Below are 21,152 nucleotides of genomic sequence, written 5' to 3'. Positions count from 1 at the left end.
CCAGTCCATCAGCCGCCCCTCGGCGGCGCGCGCCGCTCATGTCATTCGCGCGGCCCTGCGCCACATCCTGCGTGACCAGGTGAGCCGCCGGCCATGGCCGGCATGATCACGAACACGTCATCGCGTTTCGATCGCGAGAAGCCGGGAATAAAACCGGGCCGCGACCGCTCTTCTCACCCGCAAGCCCGATGACGGGCAACGGGAGATGACGATGAGCCTTGGTGATCATGACGAGAACGGCGTCAGCCGCCGCAAGGTGCTGGAGTGCATGACATGGGCGGGCACGGGCGTGCTCTGGACGCTGTCGGGCGGCGTGCCACGTTCGCTCGGCCTGGTCGACGCGGCGCGGGCGGCCGAGCAGCCCGCGCCCGGCCTGACCTTCCTGCAGATCAGCGACAGCCATGTCGGCTTCGACAAGCCAGCCAATCCCAACGCGACCGGCACGCTCGAGGAGGCCGTCAACCGCATCAAGGCGATGCCGGTGAAGCCCGCCTTCATGATCCATACCGGCGACATCTCGCATCTGTCGAAGGCAGCTGAGTTCGACGATGCCGACCGCATCATCTCGCAGTCCAGGCTCGACGTGCACTACGTGCCGGGCGAGCACGACTTCCTCGACGAGGACGTCAAGCTCTACAAGGAGCGCTACGGCAAGGGCACGCGCGGTGCCGGCTGGTATTCGTTCGATGCCAATGGCGTGCACTTCGTCGGGCTCGTCAACGTGGTCGATCTCAAGGCCGGCGGGCTCGGCAATCTCGGCGCCGAGCAGCTTGCCTGGCTCGAGCAGGATCTCAAGGGCCGCTCGAAATCGACGCCGATCGTGGTGTTCGCGCACATCCCGCTGTGGACGGTGTATCCGCAATGGGGCTGGGGGACCGAGGATGGCGGGCGCGCGCTCGACAGCCTGAAGGGCTTCGGCTCGGTGACGGTGCTGAACGGCCATATCCATCAGGTGATGCAGAAGGTCGAAGGCAACGTCACCTTCCATACCGCGCGCTCGACCGCCTTTCCGCAGCCGGCGCCGGGCACGGCGCCCTCGCCCGGCCCGATGAAGGTCGAGGACGCCAGGCTGCGCAGCCTGCTCGGCATTGCCAGCATCGACTTCAAGGTCGGTGACGAGCGGCTCGCGATCATCGACACGCCGCTTGCGGGCTGAGGGACGAAAACGCGATGATCCAGCCTGTTCTTCGCGGTGCCGGCTTGGCCGCCGTACTGCTTGTTTGCGCCACGCCGCTGCGCGCCGAGACCATCAAGGTCACGATCGACAATTTCACCTTCACCCCGACCGAAGTGACGGTGAAGGTCGGCGACACCGTCACCTGGACCAACCACGACGACATTCCGCACACGGTGGTGTCGGCCGGGAAATACCGATCGAAAACGCTCGACACCGACGACAGCTTCTCCTTCACGTTCGCAGCCGCCGGCGACTACAAATATTTCTGTTCGCTGCATCCGCACATGACGGGGCTGATCAAGGTTGAGTAGCATCGCGAACCAGGGCATGAGCATCGTCGGATGGGCCGGTCGGCGGCGTACCGCCGGCCGCGCCGTGCGACCGCGAACCGGGCCGGAGACCTCGCCGGTGACGACAGCCAGTGACGATCCCGAGAAGGCGCGACGCTTCCGCGAGGCGGCGCTGCCCTATCTCGACGATGCCTACACGCTGGCGCGCTATCTGCTGCGCAACGCCGCCGACGCCGAGGACGCGGTGCAGGAATGCTACCTGCGCGCGCTGAAGCATTTCGACACCTATCGCGGCCCGGCGATGAAACCGTGGCTGTTCGCGATCCTGCGCAATGTCTGCCACGCCGAATTCGCGCGCCGGGCCGGCGCGCCGGTCAAGGCGCTCGATGACGCGCCGGAAGCGGCCGAGCAGCCCCCGCTGTGGCAGGAGAGCGCCGAGACGCCGGAAGGCGCCGTGTTGCGGGAACGTGATGCCTCGGCGATCCGCCGGCTGATCGACACGCTGGCCGAGCCGTTTCGCGAGACGTTCGTCATGCGCGAGGTCAACAATCTGTCCTATCGCGAGATCGCGGAGGCCGCCGGCGTGCCGGTCGGCACCGTGATGTCGCGTCTTGCCCGCGCCCGCGCGATGCTGCGCGCCGCCTGGCTCGCGCAGGAGGAGCCTTAAGCCATGACCTGCGATGAAGCCGAGATCCTGATCCACGCGCTGGCCGATGGCGAGCTCGATGCCGGCCACGCTCGTGAGGTCGAAGCCCATGTTGCGACCTGCCCGCGCTGCGCCGCGGAGCTTGCTGCGATCAGACAGATGAAGCAGGCGCTCGCCGGCGCCGAGCTCACGTTCAAGGCGCCATCTGCGTTGCGCCAGCGTATCGAGGCCGCTCTGCCCGCGGCTCAGCCGTCTGCCGTGACGCCGCTAGCCGCGCCGCCGAGCCGACGCACGCTGCTGCGAGGCTTCGCCCTGGGCTCGGCGGTGTCGGCGCTGGCCGCCACCGGCCTCGTCGCCATCGTGCTGCGCAATGACGACCAGCAGCGGATCGAGGCCGAGATCGTCTCGGCGCATCTGCGCTCGCTACAGGCCGGCCACCTCACCGACGTCATCTCGACCGACCAGCACACCGTGAAGCCCTGGTTCAACGGCAAGCTCGACGTCGCGCCGCCGGTGATCGACCTGACCGCGCAGGGCTTCACCCTCATCGGCGGGCGGCTCGATTACGTCGACGCACGCGCGATCGGCGCGGTGGTCTATCGCCGCCGCCAGCACGTGATCAATCTGTTCGTGGCGCAGACCTCGTCCACCGAGCGCCGCGCCGCACGGATGGACACGATCCAGGGCTTCAACATTCGCTCTTGGCGCGACCGCGGCCTGAGCTATTGGGCGGTCAGCGATATCGGCGCCGACGAACTCAACGAGTTCGGCGAGCGGTTCGAGCGCGCGATGGGTGCGAACAAGGAGGGGTGACGCGCTCTTGCGCTTCAGTCATTGCGAGCGAAGCGTGCCCACGGTCTGTCCGGAGACGAACTGAAACGGTGGGCACGGCGCCACGCGCCTTTGCCCACCCGATGCGAACATCACGCCGACTTGCGGATCGCGTTGTCGACCAGGGTCTTGCCGAGCGACCAGATCGCGCCGGGGACCTTGTGGCTCTGCGCGATGACGTCGTCGAAGGCGCGCTCGATCCAGGCGCAGTCCTCTTCGGTGATGGTCAGCGGCGGCAGCAGCTTGATCGTATGCAAGCCGTGGCCGGCGACCTGGGTCAGGATCTTGTGATCCTTGAACAGCGGCACCGTGATGAGCTGGCAGAACAGGCCCTTGTTGGCGCTCTCCAGCATGGTCCACGACGCCTTGAGGCGCAGCGATTTCGGCGGACCGAACTCGACGCCGATCATCAGTCCCTTGCCGCGCACTTCCTTGAGCAGCTCGTAGCCCGGCACCATCCTCGTCAGCGCCAGCCGCAGCTCGGCGCCGCGCTTGGCGGCGGCCTCCACCAGTTTCTCGGCCTTCATCACCTCGAGCGTGGCAATGCCGGCAGCCATCGCGAGGTCGTTCTTGGCGAAGGTCGAGCCGTGCACCACGGCGCGGTCCATGCGGTTGAAGATCTTGTCGAAGATCTGCTTGCGCGTCAGCAGCGCGCCGACCGGGACATGGCCGCCGGACAGCGCCTTCGACAGCAGCACCATGTCGGGTTCGACGTTCCAATGTTCCACCGCAAGGAACCGGCCGGTGCGGCCCATGCCGGTCTGGATCTCGTCGGCGATGAAGATGGTGCCGTATTTCTTGCAGAGCGCCGCGGCGCCGGGCAGGAACTCGTCGGAGGGCATGTTGACGCCCTTGCCCTGGATCGGCTCGACGATGAACGCTGCGATCTCGCGCGACGACAGCGCCTGCTCGAGCGCGGCGAGATCGTTGAAGGGGATCGCCGTGCAGCCCGGCAGCAGCGGCTCGAAGCCGTTGCGGAAGTTCGAATCATCGGTCAGCGACAGCGCGCCGTAGGTGAGACCGTGATAGGAGTGCCCGCAATAGACGATGCCGGGCCGGCCGGTCGCGCCACGCGCGAATTTGATCGCGGCTTCCACCGTCTCGGCGCCGGAATTGGCGAAGAACACCTTGTCCAGATACGGGACATATTCCAGCAGCCGCTCGGCAAGAACGCCCGCCAAGGTCGAGACGTCGAGCTGAACGAGATTCGGCAGATCGGTGTCGAGGACGCTTTTCAGCGCGGCGCGCAGCGTCGGATGATTGCGGCCGATTGCAAAGACGCCAAAACCGCTGAGCAGGTCAAGATAACGGGCGCCATCACGATCGTAGAGATATTGCCCTTGTCCCTTCTGGAACCCAACATCATATCCAATCGTCTTTAGAACGCGGACAAGCTGCTCGTTCAGATGCCGAGAGTGCATCGTGCTGCGCTGCGCTTGGCGCTCCACAAACATCTCGGAAACGTCTAGATTGGGTTTTAGCATCGGCTACATACTTCGGTTGATGGACGTGACGTCAACTGAAAACGCGCAATGCGGCGTTTTGCCCTCATTCGCACCATCAAAGCAAGCACGGGTTTCTGCCAATGTTGCATCGCCTTAGATATCTCATGTCGACGACACTAGCATACTCCGCAGTCGTGTTCGCAGCAGGAATTTCTTCCGCGCTCGCGGCCGACCCCACCGGCGACTGGCGGGTCGCCGACGGCGTCGCTAACATCCGAGTCGCACAATGTAATGGCAGCATGTGGGGCGTCGTGGCCTGGGAGAAGACCCCGGGCGGACGCGACAGCAACAACCCCGATCCGGCCCGCCAGAGCCGGCCGACGCTCGGCATGCCGATCCTGATCGACATGAAGAAGAAGCCCGGCGCAGACGCGTGGGAAGGCCAAGTCTACAACGCCAAGGATGGGCAGCTCTACAGCTCCACCATCACGCCGGTCGACCCCGATCACCTGGAGATCAAGGGCTGCGTGCTCGGCTTCCTGTGCGGCGGCGAGACCTGGACGCGGGTTGCTCCGCCGATCCCGTCGAGCCCCGTAAACAGCATGGCCAAAGGTACACAGAAACCAATCGCGCCGGCCCCTGCCCCGGCGGCCAAGACCACGACCGGCGTCGGCAGTGGCGCAACCGCATCGGCCAAGCCGGGACACAAGCCCGCGGACCAGGTCGGCGATATCTGCCTGCTGCCCGATATTGCGCGCGCCCGCTAGTTGGCGTCCGTCACCCGAACAAAAAAGCGGCCGAGAGATCGGCCGCTTTTTCTATTCGGTGATCAAGAGCCCTCTTGCTCCTTGACCTCGCGAGGCTTGCCCATCAGGGCCGGCTGGAACAGCAGCACGGCGGCGAGCGTGGTGACCAGCGACAGCGCCAGCAGCTTGCCCATGCTGGACGTGCCGGGATGGCTCGACAGCCACAGGCTGCCGAATGCGGTCGCCGTCGTCAGCGCGCTGAAGAAGATCGCCCGGGTCAGGCTGGTCTGGAGCAAATTGGTGCGGCCGCCGCGCCACGCCACCACGTAGTAGATCTTGAACGCGACGCCAATGCCAAGCAGAAGCGGCAGAGCGACGATGTTGGCGAAGTTCAGCGGCAGCTTGATCAGCACGCAGATCTCCAACGTCACGGCGCCTGCGACCAGCAGCGGCACGATCGTCATCAGCACGTCGGTGAAGCGCTTCAAGGTCACCCACAGCAGCAGGCTGATCACGACCAGCGAGTAGATGCCGGCGTGGATGAATGCCTTTACGATCGTGTCACCAGACTTCAGGATCGAGACCGGCCCGCCGATCGCGTTGGGCTCGGCCGTCAGGACGGCGTTGGCGAATCGCCTGAGATTGTCGTTGTCGTTCGGATCGCCCTTGGGCTGGGCCTCGACCCGAATCAGTCCGTCCTTGCTCTTCCACTGCGACACCAGTTCCGGCGGCAGGTTCGCGAGGCTGACCGGCTGCGCCTGCAGGGTGGCGCTGAGCTGCGTCAGCGTGATCTTCCACGGCTCGACGAACACCGCCTGTGCCTTGTTGCGAACCGCCTCGCTCGCGCCCGCGAGCCTGGCAAGCGCATCTGCGAGCCGCCGCGACGCGACCGCGCCCGGCCCATTGCTCTCGCCCGCGGTGCGCCGGAGATTGTCGACGGTCGAGTTCAGGGCGTCGACATTCTCCTTGTCGCTCGGCGCCGCATCGACCTGATCCGGATTGAGCGCAGGCCCCAGCACCTTCGCGCCCTGCGCGATCAGCTTCAGCTTGGCCGGCTGGTCCTCGGGAACGAAGCTGTCGAGCGACATCACGCGCGCCACTTCGGGGAGTTTCCCGAGCTTGGCCTCGATCGCCTTGGCCTCGGTCTCGGAGCGCGTCAGCACGTCGATCGCGTTGGCGCCCGTGTTCGGATCCTTTCGCAGGTCGAGATAGGTCGCGATCGACTCGGCGCGCGGATTGCGCAGGTTCATCGGGTTGAAGTCGAACTTCATGTAGTAGAGCAGCGGCAGGCCGGCGACGACCAGGCCGAGCGTGCCGACGATGATCGGCACGCGGTGCTTCTCGAGGAAATGATCGACCGGCGCCAGGAAGGCATAGCCGACCGGCTCCTTCTCGCCGGGCGGATTGAGAATCCTCAGCAGCGCCGGCAGCACCGTGATCGACGACAGGAACGCGATGATCATGCCGGCGCCGGCGATGGCGCCGAGCTCGGAGATGCCCTTGTAGTCGGTCGGCAGGAAGCACAGGAAGCCGGCAGCCGTCGCCATCGCCGCGAGCGACAGCGGCACCGCGGAGCGGCGCGCGGCTTCCGCCAGCGCCTCCGGCAGATTGTCGTTCTTGAACCGCTCGGAGCGGTAGCGCACGCTGAACTGGATGCCGAAATCGACGCCCAGGCCGATGAACAGCACGGCGAACGCAACCGACAGCAGATTGAGCGAGCCGACCATCATCAGGCCGACGGCCGTGGTGAGGGCGAGGCCGATGAACAGGTTGATGAACACGGCCGAGATGATCTTGGCCGAATGCAGCGCCAGCCACAGGATGATCAGCACGACGACCACGGTGCCGATGCCGTTGACGACGGCGCCCTCCTGCACGGTGGCGTATTCCTCGTTGGCGATCGGCACCGGACCGGTCAGCCGCACGCGCGCGTGAAAGCGGTTGGGGAAATCGAGCTCGGCCGCGGCCTGCCGGATCGCATCGGTGGCGGCCTTGCCGGGCTCCAGGGCCTGGTAGTCGAGGATCGGCTTGAACTGGATGAAGGCGCGCTTGTCGCTGTCTTCGAGCGGCTTGTCGGAGATCAGCTGGCGCCAGGAAAAGGTCGCATCACCCTTGTCGAGCACGGTCTCCACCGTCTGGGAGATGTAGTCGAACGGCCGTGCGGCATTGTCGAGCTTGACCTGGCCGCGCTTGACGCCGGCAAGGCCGGTCTCCAGCGCACCGGTCAGGCCGCGGATCGAGGGGTCCCCGGCCATGATCTCGACGAGCGGCGCTGCCGCCGCGAACTGGTCCGTGAGCTGCTTGACCTCCTCGGTCGGCAGGAACAGCAGGCCGTTCCTGGCGAAGAACTCGCCGCCGCCGAGCAACTCGACCGATGAGAAGTTCGCGGTGTCGCCCTTGAGCTTCTTGGCGAGCGCATCGGCCGCCACACCTGTCATCTCGGGCGTCGCCGCTTCGACCACCGCCAGGATCATCCGATCGCGATCGAAGGCCTGCTCATATTGCTGGTCGCGCTTGCGCCAGTCGAGATCAGGCGAAATCAGCTTGTTGATGTCGGTATTGATCGAGAAATGACGCGCCGTATAGAAGCCCGCACCTACGGAGAGCAGCAGGGCCGCAATCAATGTCGGCCAGGCAAACCGGGTGCAGGCCTTGACGATCGAGACGACAAACGTGGTCAGCACTTCGTGACTTTCTAATGTTTAGAGAGCTGGGCGGAAACGTCCGCTTCATGGCGGAGTTCCCCGATCAGGGCGAGCCCCGGACGCACACATCCTGAGCGGCGCCCCGACCCGGCCTGGCCCAACCTTGAAGACGAGGATGGTCCGTCGACGGCGGATCAGGTCGAACGATGCACGGAACCGTCGGGGCGGCTGATATAGCGGCTGTTCTCGGCGGTAAAGTGACGAACGAGTGAGAGCATAACCAACTCAATTGATTGATCTAATTTATAATTACTAAATTACCGGTGACCTATTGCGGGCTGTGTGCGACGTGTCACATGCGAGCCACTTGCAGACCGGCTTTCTTCTTCGCTCGATTTTTGACACAAAGTCCTGCGTTTCCATCCGTGTGGCGGGCCATTGGGCATTCGCTGGTGCGATTATTGCAACCCTGTCGCACGCACGGAGGTGCCAGGTCGAAAGTGAGGCAACGTGGCTGGACGTCCAATGCAGGTGTATCTCGCGCAGCCGCGCGGTTTTTGTGCTGGAGTCGTGCGTGCGATCGAGATCGTGGAGCGCGCGCTGGAGAAGTATGGCCCGCCGGTCTATGTGCGTCATGAGATCGTCCACAACAAGCACGTGGTCGAGAGCCTGAAGGCCAAGGGCGCCATCTTCGTCGAGGACCTCTCCGAGGTCCCCCCGCGCGCCGTCACCGTGTTCAGCGCCCACGGCGTCGCCCGGACGGTGGAGGAGGAAGCGGCCGCCCGCGGGCTGCCGGTGCTCAATGCCACCTGCCCGCTGGTGACCAAGGTCCACAACCAGGGCAAGCGCTACATGTCCAAAGGCCGTACCCTGGTACTTATCGGCCATGCCGGCCACCCGGAGGTCGAGGGAACCATGGGCCAGGTTCCCGGCCCGGTCCACCTCGTGCAGAACGTGGCCGATGTGGCCACCCTGCCCCTGCCGGTCGATACCCCGCTGGCCTATATTACCCAGACCACGCTCAGCGTGGACGACACAAGAGACATCATTTTAGCCCTTCAAGCCCGCTTTACAGACCTTCAAGGTCCCGATATCCGGGATATCTGCTATGCGACACAGAACCGGCAATCTGCGGTAAGGGACTTAAGCAAGCTGGTGGACGTCATCCTGGTGGTGGGCGCCGCCAACAGCTCCAACTCGAACAGACTGCGCGAGATCGGCACCGAGGCCGGGGTCGCAAGCTATCTGATCGCTGATGGCAGCGAGCTCGATCCGGTTTGGCTGAAGGATGCCAAGGCCGTCGGCATCACCGCCGGCGCCTCGGCTCCCGAAGTTCTCGTCGACGACGTCATCGAAGCCCTGCGGCGCATCGGACCGGTCGAGGTCGCGGTGGTCCCGGGGCGGGAAGAAAACATCGAATTCCGCCTGCCGGCCGAATTGGTCGCGGGCTGATCGGTCCTCGTTTGGTCCAGAAAGAAGAGACGTAATGGCAATCCCCTTCCATAAGGAACTGCGTATCGGGGCCTATCTGATGAAGCAGAAGCTTCTCGGCCGGAAACGCTATCCGCTCGTGCTGATGCTGGAGCCGCTGTTCCGCTGCAACCTGGCGTGCGCCGGCTGCGGCAAGATCGATTATCCCGACGCGATCCTCAACCGCCGCATGAGCGCGCAGGAGTGCTGGGACGCGGCCGACGAGTGCGGCGCGCCGATGGTCGCGATCCCCGGCGGCGAGCCGCTGATCCACAAGGAGATCGGCGAGATCGTGCGCGGCCTGGTCGCCCGCAAGAAGTTCGTCTCGCTCTGCACCAACGCGCTGCTGCTGGAGAAGAAGCTCGACCTGTTCGAGCCGTCGCCGTATTTGTTCTTCTCGGTGCACCTCGACGGCCTGCGCGAGCATCACGACAAGGCGGTGTCGCAGAAGGGCGTGTTCGACCGCGCCGTCTCCGCGATCAAGGCCGCCAAGGCGCGCGGCTTCACCGTCAACGTCAACGCCACGGTGTTCGACGGCCATCCCGCCGAGGAGATCGCCAAGTTCCTGGACTTCACGACCGAGCTCGGCGTCGGCGTGACTATGTCGCCCGGCTATGCCTATGAGCGCGCGCCGGACCAGGAGCACTTCCTCAACCGCACCAAGACCAAGCAGCTGTTCCGCGACGTCTTCAAGCTCGGCAAGGGCAAGAAGTGGAATTTCATGCATTCCGGTCTGTTCCTCGACTTCCTGGCCGGCAACCAGGAGTTCGAGTGCACCCCCTGGGGCATGCCTGCGCGCAACATCTTCGGCTGGCAGAAGCCCTGCTATCTGCTCGGCGAAGGCTACACCAAGACCTTCAAGGAGCTGATGGAGACCACCGACTGGGACTCCTACGGCACCGGCAAGTACGAGAAGTGTGCCGACTGCATGGCGCATTGCGGCTACGAGGCCACCGCCGCCAATGCGGCGCTGACCAACCCGATCAAGGCGATGTTCGTGTCGCTGCGTGGCATCAAGACCGAGGGTCCGATGGCGCCGGAGATCGATCTCTCCAAGCAGCGCCCGGCGCAGTACGTGTTCTCGTCGGAGGTGCAGAAGCGCCTCTCCGAGATCCGTCACGACGAGGCGATCGAGGCGCAGCAGAAGGCCTCGACGGCCGCCTGATCTTCACGGCTCTGATCAATCAAAAGGCCGCCGAGTGATCGGCGGCCTTTTTCATTGAACTGATCTGTGGATCGGGATGGACGCTACGCTCCGCGATGAGCAAACGGCTCACGCCTCGGCAGCGGCGAGCGTCTCGGTCTCGAGGAAATGCTCAGCTGCCAGCATGCCGCTCAGCAGCAGGTCGCGGGCGCCGCGCAGCGAGCGCAGGGCGCGATTGAACTCGATGCCCGTCGACACCAGGCCGCGCAGCACGGCCGGATTGCGAGCGACGCCGCGCAGGATCATCGGCAGGTCGATGTCGCCGTTGGGCTTGATGGCGTCCTTGGCAAGCGACGGGAGGGTGCGATGGGCGGGATCGGAGATCACCCGCAGCGCCGCGAACGGCAGCCCGTACTCGGCGGCATAGGCGGCGGCGATGTGGCTCTCCATGTCGACCGCGGCCGCGCCGGTCTTCATGCGCAGCGCCGCCTTGCGGGCCTGGGCCACCACCACCTCTTCGGCCCCGGCGAGCACGCCGCGCACAACGCGGCGCTTCTTCAGGGCGGCGCGGGCGATGTGCTCCTCGCGCAGCGACAGGCCCGACAGCCAGCGGGCATCGCCGGCGGTCACTTCGGTGGCGACGACGATGTCGCCGGCCTTGAGGCTCGGATCGAGACCGCCGGCCACGCCGAAGCTGACGACGCCGCGGATCGAGGTCGGATCGAACACGGTGAGCAGCGAGCGCAACTGCCTGGGGTCGCTCGAGCTGCAGATCACCATCATGCCGGGCCCGGCAGCAATCCGGGCCTCCTGCACCAAGCCCGTCACGACCAAGACCGGCCGCGAATCAATCGGGCGATCCGCGGACGTGTCGTCCCCCATCCCCAACTTCACAATCCGACCCCTGACACCTTCTCGGACGTCGCGTGATCCGACGTCTCCGTCTCTTGTTCCAAAGCCTCAGCCACGGCGGCGCCAGAGCGGAAAGGCCTTAACAAACCGAGGATTACGCAGAAAAAATCCGCGAGGAAACCCCGTTTGCGCCGCACTGCACCCGCACCTGATGCGTTTTTTGCCCGGTGTTGCCATTTGGCCCCGCCGATCCCTGTTCCGTCCTGGAACAGATTGCGCCGGTGCCACCGGGCGTGGAACTTCAAGCAAGAACTACGCCACGAAAATGTGAGACTCACGGCAAGCGGCATGACGGCGCGGGCAGATTCGGCCGCCCCTGCGCCGGTCAGCCGTGCCCGAGCAGGAGATTCGCAGCGCGGTCGCCGGAGCGCACCGAGCCTTCGATGGTTGCCGGCAGGCCGGTATCGGTCCAGTCCCCCGCCAGAGCGAGATTGCCGAACGCCGTCTTCGCTCCCGGTCGGAGCGCGTTCTGCTCGGGCGTCGCCTCGAAGGTGGCGCGACGCTCGCGCACGATCTGCCACGGCGGCAGCTCCGCCGTGATCCCGGCGGCCTTGCAGACGTCGGCCCAGATCGCGGCGGCGAGCTCCTCGCGCGGCACGTCGACGAGGCGATCGCCATTGCTGATGGTGACCGAGAGCCGCTGCGGGAAGGCGAACAGCCACTCGACCAGGCCGCCGACAACCCCGAGAAGAGCTGGTGCATCGCGCGGCGGCGTGATGCGGAAATGGGCATTGACGATGGCACGATATTTCGTCGGCCCCGTGAGCCCCGGCAGCAGGGCCATCGCCGGCCGCGGCGGCACGGCGAGCACCACGACGTCGGACGGACCGAGCGCGACGGTTTCATCGCCGCCGAACCTGAGCCCGGTGACGCGACCACCCGCATCGTCGAGGCCGCGCAGCTCGCGGCCGATCCGCACGCTGCCGCCCTTGCCTTCCAGGAATTTCACGGCCGGATCGATCAGCACGCCCGACAGGCCGTCGCGCGCGATCAGCGGCCGGCAGGCCTGGCCGCCGGCGAGCAAGGTCTCGCGGACGATGGCGCCGGCCAGCCCCGCCGACCCTTCCGGCGGATCGCAGTTCAGCGCCGCAAGCAGCAGCGGCTGCACCAGACGGTCATACAGCGTACCCTTGCAGGGAATCGTGCTGCCGATCGTCCTGGACGTACCGGCCCAGATCAGCGGCGACAGCGCGAGGTAGTCGCCGAGCTTGGTATCCGGCACGCGGCGGCCCTCGTCGAACACCCACAGCGGCAGGCGGCCGTTGCCGAGATCGAGCAGCCAGCGCTGGCCGCTCCGGATGTCGACGAAGGCGAACTGCGCCTTCTCCGGCCCGACCAGCCCCGCTTCCGAGCCGATCGCGCGGGCATAGGACAGCACGTGATGATTGGCCGACAGCAGCAAATGGTTGCCGTTGTCGATCACCAGGTCGGTCGCGGCGTCGTAATAGGACCGGCAGCGGCCGCCGAGCTGCTGCGTCGCCTCGTGGACATGGACGATGTAGCCCGCATTGGCGAGCCGCACGCCGGCGGAAAGGCCGGACACGCCGGCGCCGATGATGTGAGCTGTCTTCTGCATCAGATGATTGCGTAACGAAGGATGATGCCGATCTTCGTGAGCTTGCTCACGCGGACGGGCTCGCGCGGCAGCGCGAAGCCTCGCTCGAGCAAGAGGTCGAACACGGCACGATAGTATTTTGACATGATCCGCGGCGCCCGCACGGCGCGCCGGCGATTTCGCCGCATGATCTCGTCGGCCTTCTCGAAATGCGTCTTGGCCCTGACCGCAACCGAGTTGCAGACCTTGGGCAGCGCGCGCTCCTGCGTGACCTTGGCCGGATCGTCGCCGGTGATGCCGGCGAACAGCAGCGCCTCGCGCGGCAGGTACAGCCGGCCGATCGCCGCGTCCTCGTCGATGTCGCGCAGGATGTTGGTGAGCTGCAGCGCGCGGCCGAGATGATGGGCAAGCAGGATGCCGTCCTCCTCGGGCATGCCGAAGATGCGCACCGAGAGGCGGCCGACCGCGCTCGCCACGCGGTCGCAATAAAGGTCGAGCGTCGCGAGATCCGGCGCGCGGATCTCCTGCGGCACGTCCATCTCCATGCCGTCGATGATGGCGAGGAAGTCCTCGCGCTTCAGCCCGAAGGTCTTCACCGAGCTGACATAGTCGCGCAGCCGCGGCGGCGGGTTGCCCTGGTACAGCGCGTCGATGTCGTCGCGCCATTTCTGCAGCGCCGCGAGCCGCTCGGGCCGCGGGCCGTCGGAATCGGCGATGTCGTCGACCTCGCGGCAGAAGCTGTAGACCTGGAACATCGCGTCGCGCTGGGCGCGCGGCAGGATGCGCATGGCGGCATAGAACGAGCTGCCGGAGGCTGCCGTGCCGTGATCGATATTGTCTGCGGTTGCCTCGAGGGTCATGCGCCGGCTGCCGATTTGGTGACGGGATGACGCCCGGCCACGCGGCGGCCGATCTCGCCCATGACCGACGTGAAGGTGAGGCCGAGCATGCCGACGGGCGACAGGTGCACGCGCTCGCTCAGCGGATCGCGCACCTTCAGCAACGCCACGATGCGGTCGGCGAAAGCCTGGATCACGGCGATCTCCAGTCCGAAGCGGAAATCCTTGACGCCGCTGTTGAGGTCCCTGCCCTCATCGAGCAGCGCCGCATTGCGCACCGCGAGCCTCTGCAGGCAGGCCAGCAGAGGCGGCGGCGACTTGGCCTCGCCGAGCATCTCGACGGTGGCACCGGCTTCCGCCAGCGCATCGCGCGGCAGATACACGCGGTTGAGCGCCTTGTAGTCCTTGCCGCAGTCCTGCAGGTGGTTGTTGATCTGCAGGCCCGCACAGATCGCGTCCGAGGCCGGCCAGGTCGCGGTGGACTCGCCGTGCACGTCGAGCATGAAGCGGCCGACCGGCATCGCCGAGTAGCGGCAGTAGTGGATGACCTCGTCCCAGTTCTCGTAGCGCAGCTTGGTCACGTCCATCCGGAAGGCGACCAGCAGATCGAGCGCGTGCCGAGGCGGCATGCCGCGCTCGGCGAGCGCCCGGCGCAGGCTGACGGCGACGTCCTGGGTTTCGCCAGTCCCGGTCAGCTCGGCTTCGAGCAGATCGAGCAGCCGCAGCTTCTCGTCGCCCGGCAGGCTCGGATGGTCGGCGATGTCGTCGGCGGTGCGCACGAAATTGTAGAAGGCGAGGATCAGCCCCCGGTGCTCGGGACGGATGATCCACGACGCCACCGGAAAGTTCTCGTCCCGGTGTGTCTTGCCGGATCGCAAATCGCTCGCGGTGGTCATGGACGAAACAGCTATCAGGTTGAAAGGGCGCTACCGAAAACAATGCCCGCCGCTTCGCTCATGCGAACGGATTGCTCGCCCCATATAGGCGAAGATCCCGCCAAAACCAATGCAATCGATGTCGGGCAGCCCATAGGACCGAACCGCCGGCCTCCCCTGAGGGGCGGGCCGGCGGTCGTTAACCAAGGGAGTTCGGAAACAACCGTTCCGAACGGCAACCGCTTACTGGTTGTGGGTCTTCAGCACCTGGTCGCAGGCCGGGCTGATCTTGGGCCGGTTCTCCTTGAGGCACGCCAGAATGGTGAAGTCACCCTGATCGATGACGGCACGGCAGAACTTCTGAACGTCACGCGTGCAGGCCGCCTGCTCTTCGGGCGTGCCGCCGCGGCCTTGCGCAAACGCACCGGTGGAAACGGACACCGACGACAGCAGGGAAAGTGCCAGGAAAATCTTACGCATCGTGTTCCTTCATTTTGACAGCAGAGGAGACCTCCCGGATCGCCGATGCTGCCCGGGAAACACCTGTTTGGTTTGGCAAGGACCGCAAGCCCCCCAGCGCCGGAGGTACGCTGCCAAATGCGGCCAAATTTGCGCCCTATGATCCCGAGCGGATCAAGCTCGGAGATCACAGCTTTGGCACAAACAAGGCGTTGATACTAGGGCGTTATTCTCGGAACACGTTTTTCGCATTTGGCTGTTGCAAGCATGCCGCGCGGACCGTTAGATGCAGCGCCGTCGAGGCGGCTTGCGTGCAGCCGTCTTGCGAGGACGACCATTCGGCGCCGACCGGTCGCACGGCGTCGGCGGGCATCATGGCATCCGGTCGCAGCGCCCGACCGGCCGTCATTTGAACCTAACCTTCGGCGAGAACACCAAGTGTTCGAAGCGGCGGCATACGCCGACACAGCGGTGTCATTTTGGATGGGAAACTCGATATGAAACTGTTCGGCTCATCTTTCTCGGGGCACGTCATCAAGGCCGCCGGTCTCGGAGCGGCACTGTTCGTGGCGGCGACCGCAGTTCAGGCTCAGTCGGGCCCGTTCGCCGGCTTCGACGGCTCGTGGTCGGGCAACGGCACGGTCGCGCTGTCGGACGGCACCACCGAGCGCATCCGCTGCAAGGCCAGCTACAAGGTGGCCGGCGCCAATCTGAAGCAGAGCCTGCAATGCGCCAGCGACAGCTACAAGTTCCTCCTGACCAGTGACGTCACCAGCCAGGGCGATCGCATCTCCGGCAACTGGAGCGAATCCAGCCGCAACGTGAACGGCGAGCTGCAGGGCACCGCCGGCAACGGCCAGATCGACGTGTTCGTGCAGGCCGCCGGCTTCGCCGCCAGCATCACCCTGAGGACCAGCGGCAACAAGCAGGTCGTGCAGATCTCCTCCAAGGGCGAGATCCGCGGCGTCAACATCACGATGTCGAAGACCTGATCCTTGGACCGGAGCGCGTCGCGCGCTCACGGGCAGTCGAATGCGCAAACGGCCCTGACAATGTCAGGGCCGTTTTGTTTTGCGGTGCTTCCGCAGCCGTCGGATACGAATGAGACCCGCCGCTGTCGTCGCCCGGCTTGCCGCCTTCGCTAAAGCTCCGGCGCGCCCTTGAACTCATAGCCGCGTCGAAGCCGAAGGCGCAGACGGGACCGGGCGCTCCAGTATTCCAGAGGCTGTCCTGATTGAACCGATAGGCCGCGGCGTGCTGGATCACACGCTTTCGCCGGTGATGACGGCCCTGGTTTACGCAACAGCCTGGGCTAAAGCGGCTTGCGCTTCAGCTTCTGCGACAGGTTGATCAGGAACATCGCGGTCGGGCGGAGGATGAAGAGGTCGGCAAACAGCGCCGCCACCATCGAGAACGCGCTGAGCCAACCGAACAGCCGCAGCGACGGCAGATCCGAGAACACGGTGACGACCAGGCCGCAGGCCAGCACCACGGTGGTGAGGATCAGCGCCGGTCCGACCAGTACGGTGGCACGCTCCACCGCGACCGCGGCACTGACGCCGGGCGCGCTTTCCATCCGCAGCCGGTTCAGGAAGTGGATAGTGGCCGACAGGCCAAGGCCGAAGGAGACCGTGAGCGCCACCACGCTGGCAAATTGCAGCCCCTCACCCATTGCCCACAGCACGGTGCCCGACATCACGACAGGGAAAATGCCGGGCAGGATGCAGGCGAGCATGACGACCCAGGACCGGAAGGCCAGCCCGATGAACATCGCCACCAGCGCGAACTCGATCGTCAGCCCATGGTTGAGCTTTTCGATCATGCCGGCGGAGTTGCGCGCGGCGATGGCGGCGAGACCGGTAACGGCGATTTCATAGCCGGGATGCTTCTTTCTCACCGCATCGAGCTCGCGGTCGAGCTTGTCGACCACCGGCAGCAGCTGGCTGGAATCGACATCCGGCACACGGCCGGCGACCACGACGGCGTCCTGCTCCTTGTCGATGAAGCGGCGCACGAGGTGCTCGGGGATCAGATTGACGTATTCCTGCAACGTCGCCGTATCCGACGAGCCGGCCTTCTCGGCCAGCCAGCGCCGGAGCGTCTCGACCGACCAGACGTTGCCGACACCAGCAGTCTTTTCGACGGTGGCATGGACGTCGGCGATCGTCTGCAACGTCTCCGGCGCATAGAGCGAGGCGCCCTTCGGAAACTGGATGAGCACGTTGACCGGGTTGGCGCCGGTCAGCTTGGCATCAAGCCGGTTGCTTGCTGCAACCGCCTGCTGCTTGTCCGGCACCTGGTCGGCGAGGCGATAGCGCGGCTCCAGGGTCGAATACACCACCGCGAGCGAGCCGACGAACACCACCGCGATCAGGCTGAACAGGCCGGGACGGCCGACCATGCGCACCGCGATCCAGTAGCAGAAATTGCGCAGCGCCTGGACGCCGGCGTCGGCGCCCTGGAATTTGACCGCGAATGTCTTCTCGTTGCGCACCAGCAGCACGCCGAACACCGGCACCAGCGACAGCACCGCGACCAGCGCGATGATGGTGGCTGCGAGCCCCGCCTCGCCGAACTTGCGGATCAGGTCGCTGTCGGAAAACTGCAGGGCGATGAAGGAAATGCCGGCGGTGGCGTGGGTCAGCACGCAAGCCGGGCCGACGACCAGCACGGCGTTCTTGAACGCCGTCACCTTGTCCTGACCCGCGATCAGGCGGTCGCGGGCGGCGAAGGTAAGCTGCATCGAATCGGAGAAGCTGATGACCATGATGAGCGGCGTCATCACGTTCAGGAACATGTTGAGATTGAAATTGGCCCAGCCGAGCGCGCCGAGCGCGAGCATGATCGCGATCAGCGGCGGAAACGCCGCTGCGATCATGAAGGAGACCTTGCGGAAGAAGATGATGGCGATGATGCAGCCGGCGAGAATGCCGAGAATGTTGTAGGTCAGCCCGTCGCGTTCCACCGCGTTGCGGATCTCGAGCTGCATGACCGGCACGCCGGAAAGCTGGAAATTCAGGCCGGTGTCGGCGAGGTCCTCCGCCATCAGCTTCCGGATGTCGCCCACCACCTTCCCGAGATCGTTCGAGGCGACCACCTTGGGCTCGAGCGACAGCACGATCAGGGCGAGCGTGCCGTCCTCCGACAACAGCTTGCCGCGGATGATCTCGTTCGACTTCACCGTTTCGATGAACTTGTCGTAGGCCTCGCCCTCCGGCAGATCCGACGGAAACAGCGCTGCCGGCAGCTTGCCGGGCGCCGGCGCCTGACGGGCCGAGAACAGCGACACCAGGCCACGGGTACCCTCGACCAGTTGCAGGTCGGTCACGAAGTCACGAAGCTTCTCGAGGTTCTGGCGGGCCAGCAAGGTCTGGCCCTCGACCACGACGAGGACGTCGAATTCCTCGGCCGGGAACTTCTTCGTCACCTCCTCGTACTGGTGGAATTCCTTGCTGTCGGAGCGAAACAGCTGGCTGAGCGAATCGTCGATCTGGATGCGCTTGATGCCGAACACCGCCGCCACGATGAGGACGAGCAGGACGACGCAGGAGAAGATCGGCGCCTTGACCGCGAGGAGGCCGAGTCGTTCGATGCCAAAAGCGATGCTGTCGGCCGGCCGGTGCTCGACCTTCTCGACATGGACTTCGTTGTCGTGCCTGACTTCCAGCATGCGGTGTCCAGTGGTTGGGGTGCGGCCCAATTCTGAGGGCCTGAGCGCATAGGGCAGAAATAAGGCCGCTCAGCGAAGCAGAGATGACCGCATTGTGGCCCGCAGCCCAAGCTAATCCTTGAAAACACGTGAAAATTCGTCGAGGCGATCTAGCAGGGTTCACTCCCCGACCGCAACCATGCGCGGCCACACAATACGGCGAGCCGCCACGGCTTCCGATCACGCCACGATTCTGCCGTGCTTGAAAAGAGCGTGGATGGCCCCGACGGACGCGGGGCCTCGAAACCTGAACGACTCAAGGACCGGTATCCGACCGAGCCGTCCCTTGCTCTGGGCAGGCCGCGAGCCGGTGCTGGCGAGCACCACCCGCCGCCCCCAGTTCCACAGAGGACCATCACCCTGCGGGAAGGGCGGCCTCGCGCAGCCGGATCGAGTAGTTCGACGCGTTCTGATGCCCGCGCGAGGCGGCGCGCGCAAACATGATGAGGTGATGCGCGATCAACGCCACGGCGATGAAATTCTCGATCTCGCCTCGCTTGAGCTGGCTCCAGGCAAAGCGCCAGAACGGCCGCTTGTAGTCGCCGAGCACGCCCACCTTCCAGAAGATCTTGCCCATCATGACCAGGCCGCGCCTGATGTTCGGCCAACTCTTCATCTCGTCGCTGACCGGTACCTCGATGCGGTTGGCATAGGTGGTGTCGCATTGGTGCTTGTAGCGCGCGAACAGCCGCTCCGGCTCATAGGCCACCTCCATGCAGCGCCGCCACGCCGTGACCACCTCGTCATAGGGCATCAGGAATTTCACGTTGGAGTCGCGACCGTCATCGTGGACCAGCCTGCCCTCGCGCTCGAGGCGATCCCACAGGGGCGTCTTCGGCAGCGCCTGCAGCAGATTGATCGTAAGCAGCGGGATCCGGCTCTCCTCGACGAACTGCAGCAGCGCGTCCGCGGTCTGCGGCGTGTCGGTGTCCAGCCCCATGATGATACCGGAGACGACCTCCATGCCGTAGCTGTTGATGGTCCTGATCCCCTCCAGGATCGGCACCATCATGTTGTGATCTTTCTGCATCGCCGTCAGCGCATCCGGATCGGGCGTCTCGATGCCGCAGAAGATGGTGATGAAATAGGCCTCACGCATCTTCTCCAGGATCTCGGGCCGCTTGGCGATGTTGAGCGTGGCCTCGCAGGCGAGCCGCATCACATAGCCGGTGCGCTTCTGCCATTCGATCAGATGCGGCAGCAGCTCCGTCGCGGCTTTGCGGTTGCCGATGAAGTTGTCGTCGACGAAATAGACCGAGCCGGTGACGCCGCATTCCCTGAGCTTGTCCAGCTCGGCGATGATCTGCTGCGGCGACTTGATGCGCGGGTTGCGCCCATAGAGGCCGGGGATGTCGCAGAACTCGCACTGATAGGGGCAGCCGCTGGAATACTGGATACTGCCGAGAAAGTACTTCTTCACCTCGGCGAGCTCGTAGGCCGGCACCGGGAAATCGGTCATCGCCACCCGCTCGTTGGTCCGCAGCACGACCTGCTGCGCAGGCCGTGACGGATCCCGCGCCAGCCGCGCGATCAGCTCGTCGGTCGCATCACCGAGCTCGCCGACATGCAGATAGTCGAAGCTCGGGTAGTAGTCCGGACAGGCGCTGACCGAGGGGCCGCCGAGCGCGACCGGCAGGTCGAACGCGTGCGCCCGCTGGCAGATGTCGTTCATCTGCTGACGCTGGATGTGCATGCCGCTGACGAACACCGCTTCGGCCCATGAGAAATCCTCGTCCTGCGCCGGGCGGATGTTCTCATCGATGAAGCGCACCTGCCAGGAACCTGGAAGATAGGCCGCGATCAGCAGCAGCCCCTGCGGCGGCATGAAGGCCTGGATGCCGTCGGTGAGCGGATAGGCATGCTCGAAGGTTCCGAACGACGAGGTGTAGCGCGGAAACACACAGAGAATGCGACGTACCGTTTCGATGCCCTCGAATCTCATCGACTGCCCCTCGCGACAACCCGCTAACCGGTTACCTTACGGCCGAAGATAAGGCTTCGCTACCCCTTCCGGAAAAGTTGAGTGCGATCGCGCCTTCCGCTCCTGTCGCAAGGCGCGACGTCCCCGCCGCGTGCCAGATGCTCACGCTGCCTGGCATGATCCGACGCGTCCTGACGAGGCGACCTGATCCGATGCATCGCAATACGGATGGCGGAATGCGAAGGGCGATCCAAAGTTCCAATCGGATGGATAATTGATCGGTCGAGCGCGACGACTGCTCCCGCCTGTCTCCGACCGGCGAACCAATTGCGGAGCGCGCGTGCGCGCGGCCACTGGTTTGCAATGCATTTGCAGGGGAACGCGGGGCCTCGAAATGGCGCATGCCCTCCGTAGTCGACCGGATGCCCCGGCGCCCGCCCCTGCTGCGGAGCACCAACTAATCGATTGAAACGCCAAGCAAAGTACGC

At 65.1% G+C, this 21,152-nt stretch carries 17 protein-coding genes; 8 read left to right on the top strand and 9 right to left on the bottom strand.

Going from position 1 to position 21,152, the window contains the following annotated elements:
* The first annotated feature begins 211 nt into the window (after positions 1-211).
* The 4 genes from QW861_RS31875 (at position 212) to QW861_RS31860 (ending at position 2,926) form a co-directional block, all read left to right on the top strand.
* Positions 212-1,156 (top strand): metallophosphoesterase family protein, encoded by a 945-nt coding sequence (locus QW861_RS31875; protein ID WP_315749253.1) that lies wholly within the window; start codon positions 212-214, stop codon positions 1,154-1,156.
* Between the two features lie 14 nt (positions 1,157-1,170).
* Positions 1,171-1,488: a cupredoxin family copper-binding protein gene (locus QW861_RS31870; protein ID WP_315749252.1), complete on the top strand. Its 318-nt coding sequence runs from the start codon at positions 1,171-1,173 to the stop codon at positions 1,486-1,488.
* Between the two features lie 97 nt (positions 1,489-1,585).
* Positions 1,586-2,134, top strand: coding sequence for a sigma-70 family RNA polymerase sigma factor (locus QW861_RS31865; protein WP_315749251.1), 549 nt, complete (start codon positions 1,586-1,588; stop codon positions 2,132-2,134).
* A 3-nt stretch (positions 2,135-2,137) separates the two neighbouring features.
* Positions 2,138-2,926 (top strand): anti-sigma factor, encoded by a 789-nt coding sequence (locus QW861_RS31860; protein WP_316193956.1) that lies wholly within the window; start codon positions 2,138-2,140, stop codon positions 2,924-2,926.
* Positions 2,927-3,036: 110 nt separating this feature from the next.
* On the opposite strand, the gene hpnO is transcribed toward QW861_RS31860, so the two are convergent.
* Positions 3,037-4,428, bottom strand: a complete 1,392-nt coding sequence (gene hpnO, locus QW861_RS31855; protein ID WP_315714885.1) for an aminobacteriohopanetriol synthase HpnO — start codon at positions 4,426-4,428, stop codon at positions 3,037-3,039.
* 101 nt (positions 4,429-4,529) lie between these two features.
* Between hpnO and QW861_RS31850 the strand changes: the two genes are divergently transcribed.
* Positions 4,530-5,156 carry a DUF2147 domain-containing protein gene (locus QW861_RS31850; RefSeq protein WP_409977889.1) on the top strand — a complete coding sequence of 209 codons (627 nt, stop codon included), beginning with the start codon at positions 4,530-4,532 and terminating at the stop codon, positions 5,154-5,156.
* A 62-nt stretch (positions 5,157-5,218) separates the two neighbouring features.
* On the opposite strand, the gene QW861_RS31845 is transcribed toward QW861_RS31850, so the two are convergent.
* Positions 5,219-7,819, bottom strand: a complete 2,601-nt coding sequence (locus tag QW861_RS31845; RefSeq protein ID WP_316185209.1) for an MMPL family transporter — start codon at positions 7,817-7,819, stop codon at positions 5,219-5,221.
* Between the two features lie 486 nt (positions 7,820-8,305).
* Here QW861_RS31845 and ispH point away from each other — a divergent pair, with 486 nt between their 5' ends.
* Positions 8,306-9,232: a 4-hydroxy-3-methylbut-2-enyl diphosphate reductase gene (ispH, locus tag QW861_RS31840; RefSeq protein ID WP_315714888.1), complete on the top strand. Its 927-nt coding sequence runs from the start codon at positions 8,306-8,308 to the stop codon at positions 9,230-9,232.
* Between the two features lie 34 nt (positions 9,233-9,266).
* The gene (hpnH, locus tag QW861_RS31835) at positions 9,267-10,415 is read left to right on the top strand and encodes an adenosyl-hopene transferase HpnH (RefSeq protein ID WP_315714889.1); all 1,149 of its coding nucleotides are present in this window, start codon (positions 9,267-9,269) and stop codon (positions 10,413-10,415) included.
* A gap of 108 nt (positions 10,416-10,523) precedes the next feature.
* Here hpnH and QW861_RS31830 read toward each other — a convergent pair whose 3' ends face one another.
* The 5 genes from QW861_RS31830 to QW861_RS31810 all read right to left on the bottom strand — a co-directional run bounded on the left by QW861_RS31830 (position 10,524) and on the right by QW861_RS31810 (position 15,055).
* Positions 10,524-11,288, bottom strand: a complete 765-nt coding sequence (locus QW861_RS31830; RefSeq protein ID WP_409977888.1) for a phosphorylase — start codon at positions 11,286-11,288, stop codon at positions 10,524-10,526.
* 343 nt (positions 11,289-11,631) lie between these two features.
* Positions 11,632-12,882 (bottom strand): hydroxysqualene dehydroxylase HpnE, encoded by a 1,251-nt coding sequence (gene hpnE / locus QW861_RS31825; RefSeq protein WP_316193955.1) that lies wholly within the window; start codon positions 12,880-12,882, stop codon positions 11,632-11,634.
* Positions 12,882-13,721, bottom strand: a complete 840-nt coding sequence (gene hpnD / locus QW861_RS31820; RefSeq protein WP_315714892.1) for a presqualene diphosphate synthase HpnD — start codon at positions 13,719-13,721, stop codon at positions 12,882-12,884. Before hpnD ends, hpnE begins: the two co-directional genes overlap by 1 nt.
* Positions 13,718-14,596 carry a squalene synthase HpnC gene (hpnC, locus tag QW861_RS31815; RefSeq protein ID WP_316193954.1) on the bottom strand — a complete coding sequence of 293 codons (879 nt, stop codon included), beginning with the start codon at positions 14,594-14,596 and terminating at the stop codon, positions 13,718-13,720. Before hpnC ends, hpnD begins: the two co-directional genes overlap by 4 nt.
* 222 nt (positions 14,597-14,818) lie before the next feature.
* The gene (locus QW861_RS31810) at positions 14,819-15,055 is read right to left on the bottom strand and encodes a hypothetical protein (protein WP_315714894.1); all 237 of its coding nucleotides are present in this window, start codon (positions 15,053-15,055) and stop codon (positions 14,819-14,821) included.
* A gap of 476 nt (positions 15,056-15,531) precedes the next feature.
* Between QW861_RS31810 and QW861_RS31805 the strand changes: the two genes are divergently transcribed.
* Positions 15,532-16,026 carry a hypothetical protein gene (locus tag QW861_RS31805; RefSeq protein WP_315826344.1) on the top strand — a complete coding sequence of 165 codons (495 nt, stop codon included), beginning with the start codon at positions 15,532-15,534 and terminating at the stop codon, positions 16,024-16,026.
* Between the two features lie 320 nt (positions 16,027-16,346).
* On the opposite strand, the gene QW861_RS31800 is transcribed toward QW861_RS31805, so the two are convergent.
* Positions 16,347-18,704 (bottom strand): efflux RND transporter permease subunit, encoded by a 2,358-nt coding sequence (locus tag QW861_RS31800; RefSeq protein ID WP_316193953.1) that lies wholly within the window; start codon positions 18,702-18,704, stop codon positions 16,347-16,349.
* Positions 18,705-19,098: 394 nt separating this feature from the next.
* A complete protein-coding gene (locus tag QW861_RS31795; RefSeq protein WP_315714897.1) occupies positions 19,099-20,685 on the bottom strand; it encodes a B12-binding domain-containing radical SAM protein in 1,587 nt (528 codons plus the stop codon).
* Positions 20,686-21,152 lie beyond the last annotated feature (467 nt).

The organism is Bradyrhizobium sp. SZCCHNRI1029 (genome assembly GCF_032487555.1).
Taxonomy (GTDB): Bacteria; Pseudomonadota; Alphaproteobacteria; order Rhizobiales; family Xanthobacteraceae; genus Bradyrhizobium.
This window is presented reverse-complemented; position numbering and strand designations above follow the sequence as displayed.